The organism is Hydrogenophaga intermedia (genome assembly GCF_000723405.1).
GTDB classification, from domain to species: domain Bacteria; phylum Pseudomonadota; class Gammaproteobacteria; order Burkholderiales; family Burkholderiaceae_C; genus Hydrogenophaga; species Hydrogenophaga intermedia.
This window is the reverse complement of record NZ_CCAE010000108.1, coordinates 1-3,054: the sequence shown is the minus strand read 5'-3', so window position 1 is coordinate 3,054 and position 3,054 is coordinate 1. Positions and strand designations below refer to the sequence as shown.

The window sequence follows — 3,054 nt, the reverse complement described above, 5'->3', positions numbered from 1 at the left end:
GTGGCCTACATCGGTGCAAAGTAGCAGTCCAAATGAGCCGCTTGCGGCCGGTCAAGATGGGTTGACTGGACGCTCACCATCAACGGGCTGTACAAGGCCGAGCTGATTCACCGCCGGGCACCCTGGAAGACCAGGGAATCGGTGGAGCTGGCCACCCTGCAATGGGTGTCCTGGTTCAACCATCAAAGATTGCTGGAGCCCATCGGCTACATCCCACCGGCCGAGGCTGAGGCAAACTACTGGCGGCATCTCGCCAATCAGGACTCCATGGCGGAGGCCTGACTTAAACCAACCGGCCTCCACGAAAGCCGGGGCGGTTCAGATTGGGGGCGCATCTCTGGTAGTTCGGAGTACTTAGAGGTTCTCCGAAAAGAGCCGAGCGAGAACAAGACGGCCGCGCGTGCAATTTTCAAGGAGTTCTCGGAGCAGCAACGGGCCGAGTATCTGTCCTTGGTGTACTTAGGACGTGGAGATTTAAGTCCCTCTGAGTTCTCTGCGTCTGAGGCTTCGGATGCGATATGTAAACACGAAGACGCGTATCTGCTTGAGAAGATGGGAAACGGCTACATGCTTCGCGCTCTAGGTCGATTTGGGCTCGTAGCAGTGCGGGATGGGAAGATTTTCGACCCTGACCCTAAGCTTTCTTGAGGAGGTGAAGAAAACGACAAGTGTTTTCCCGCTATACCCTGCCCGTAAGGCTCGTTCGGCTAAGGTCGGGTGCAGCGACTCTTGCCTCCGCGGCAGGGGGAAGAAGTACAAGAAGAGCGGCGTGGCATAGGCGAACTTGACTCCCTGGCGCCGGCCGACGCAACGGACTTCAGGCGCCAATATGGCGCGACGGTGACAAAGGTGGCCCGTTTGATTGGGACTGGAGCGCCTTCAATGAGCCACGTTGGCCTGCCTTTTTGCCCAAGCCATTGCCTGATGGGGCAACCACCGCCCGCGCTGCACGCGAGCTCTTACCTCCGTCCGATAGGCCTCAGGTTGTGGTGGGCACTTGCGCTTGTGACGTGTGTGATTGCAGTGCCAGCATGCTGCAACGATGTTAGAACTAGCATCTGTTCCGCCGCAACTTCGCGCAACTAGGTGCTCGGCTGTACATCGCAGCTGATTTGGGCCGCCTTGGTCGTCAAGCCACATGCGAAGGCCGCAGTAGAAGCACAAGCCAGCCTGGCGCTGGTAAGCGAGAAGTCGGGAGCGTTGAAGTGTTTTTGCCATGTGAGGACTCCTGTGATGGAAAGTCCCCGCGATGGCTTCTGCCTCTAGGCGGGCACCGGGGCGTAGCGCCGTGCCGGTGATGCTGCCGGTAGCCGGTCAGCGGGTCAGGCCTCCGAGCCTGACGCAGAGGTAGTCTAGCTACACTGACACCACGTGTACAGACCGTCCCGAAGATGAAACGCCAAGCCTCGCCCTCCAACAAGCCCAGCGCCACGCATGAAGGCACCCGTCAGCGCGCAGTGGCGCCAGCCATGAGCCGAAACGCTGGCACGGATGCGCTGGTCAAGCACATGCATGCGAGCAAAGCGTTCTCGTTTGAAGCCGCGGCAACCGCCGTCGAGCGAGCCATGGGGTCTGCCAAGTGCCGAGTTGGCGGTGAACCGCCGACCTAACCTTTACACGTTGCTTGGGGCCATGGCTCTGGCGGCGAGACGAGCAGTGACCACGATGCCTGTCCTTTTCTCCAGCTCGGCATGCGGAAGGAGCGCACGGTGCGGTCGGTTTCACCCTCAGTGTGTCTGAGTAGAACGCATCGATGATGAGAAATCTTGTTTCAAGGTTGTTCAAAGGCGATTCGCAACTGTCATCCATTGAGAAAGCCATCCTTGATTGCGTCAGGGGCAAGCTCGATGGAAAGTTGTTGACGTTGTGGGACAGCCAGGTGCAAGCCATCAACAAGGTGCAGCGCCTGCCAGACGGCGTCGAGACGGACTTCTACAGAATGCTTAAGGGGCGCCCGAGCTTTCCAGAGGAGTTGGCGTTCCCGAACAAGACGGAAGAGCTTCTGCTCGCAAAGGTGCGAGTGGACGTGCCCGGCGTGAAGGGAGCGCTGAGCGCGAACGTGTGGTGCGTCAGGGGCTATCTCTTCTCCATCGAGTTCGCTGGAAACGTCGGCTACTTCGAAGAAGCCGCTAGAAGTGAGCCGCGGCCCCATGTTCAGGTGTCTTGTGAGCTGACAGCGGACTTGGTTTCAGCGTAACGGGTTTCGGTGTTGGCCCGATTGAATGGAAGAGGAAGGGACTGGCGCCCGCTCGTCGAAAATGGGGGCGGTGGTGATTGTCGCAGTGCAGTCGAACACGGACCGACAGGCGCGCCACTAGCAGAGATGCGATGCCGTCAGTGCCCGTGCTCTGCTTGCTGCTTCTTCCAGGCTTCGCGCTCTGCCTGTTCCTTCTCCCAGGCCTCGCGCCTTGCTTTTCGAAGTCTTTCGTACCTCGCTCGACGCAGCTCCGACTGCACAGCTCGCTCTCGGCTCCTTGCCTCAAGCACATCAAGCTTCTTCAAGTGCGCTTCGGCGCGGCCTCGAACTGCGACTAGCTTTTCCCGCTCGTCGTCGGAGAGGGAGTCGTCTTTCAAGCGTTCTCGAGCGAAATCAGCATGGTAGTTCGCCATCTTCCTCGTGGCGTCCGGCAGCACTTCTTTCAAGGCGAAGCGCCCTACATTGAAGAGCCCTTTCCCTGCGAGCATAAGCCCCGGTAGAAGCCTCGCTTTGACGCCGTTGGCATCCGCGACCTCTTTGTAAGCGGCTCCGAGGTCGAAGTACGGACTGTTCTTGGTGCTCACAACTCTTCGACCTTTCCCTCCCCCTCGCACTCACGACAAGTGACACGAGTGCTCTTGTCGCCCGCGCACACCGGGCAGCTAGACGGATGGTCGTCATCGTCGTAGTCGACAGGGCATGGGACTTCACCTTTACCCCTGCACTCAGGGCACTTACGCATAGCCATCACATCTCTCCTGTGTTTAATTCGCGGGTCCGTGAACCGCCCCGGGATTTGAGGAGGCTCTTTTCTCTGAGAGGATTGAGCCATGAACAAGAAGTCGAACAAGTTCTCA

General features: G+C 58.9%; 4 protein-coding genes and 1 pseudogene. 3 read left to right on the top strand and 2 right to left on the bottom strand.

Going from position 1 to position 3,054, the window contains the following annotated elements:
- Window positions 1–75 precede the first annotated feature (75 nt).
- A pseudogene (locus tag BN948_RS26465) lies at window positions 76–282 on the top strand (IS3 family transposase); the annotation flags it as partial.
- Window positions 283–333: 51 nt separating this feature from the next.
- Window positions 334–648: a DUF3775 domain-containing protein gene (locus BN948_RS27615; RefSeq protein ID WP_138820361.1), complete on the top strand. Its 315-nt coding sequence runs from the start codon at window positions 334–336 to the stop codon at window positions 646–648.
- A gap of 231 nt (window positions 649–879) precedes the next feature.
- On the opposite strand, the gene BN948_RS27610 is transcribed toward BN948_RS27615, so the two are convergent.
- Complete coding sequence (locus tag BN948_RS27610) at window positions 880–1,140, bottom strand: HNH endonuclease (protein WP_420319437.1); 261 nt, start codon at window positions 1,138–1,140, stop codon at window positions 880–882.
- 613 nt (window positions 1,141–1,753) lie between these two features.
- Between BN948_RS27610 and BN948_RS25305 the strand changes: the two genes are divergently transcribed.
- Window positions 1,754–2,197: a hypothetical protein gene (locus BN948_RS25305; RefSeq protein ID WP_138820359.1), complete on the top strand. Its 444-nt coding sequence runs from the start codon at window positions 1,754–1,756 to the stop codon at window positions 2,195–2,197.
- 137 nt (window positions 2,198–2,334) lie between these two features.
- Here BN948_RS25305 and BN948_RS25300 read toward each other — a convergent pair whose 3' ends face one another.
- A complete protein-coding gene (locus BN948_RS25300; RefSeq protein ID WP_035624867.1) occupies window positions 2,335–2,781 on the bottom strand; it encodes a hypothetical protein in 447 nt (148 codons plus the stop codon).
- Window positions 2,782–3,054 lie beyond the last annotated feature (273 nt).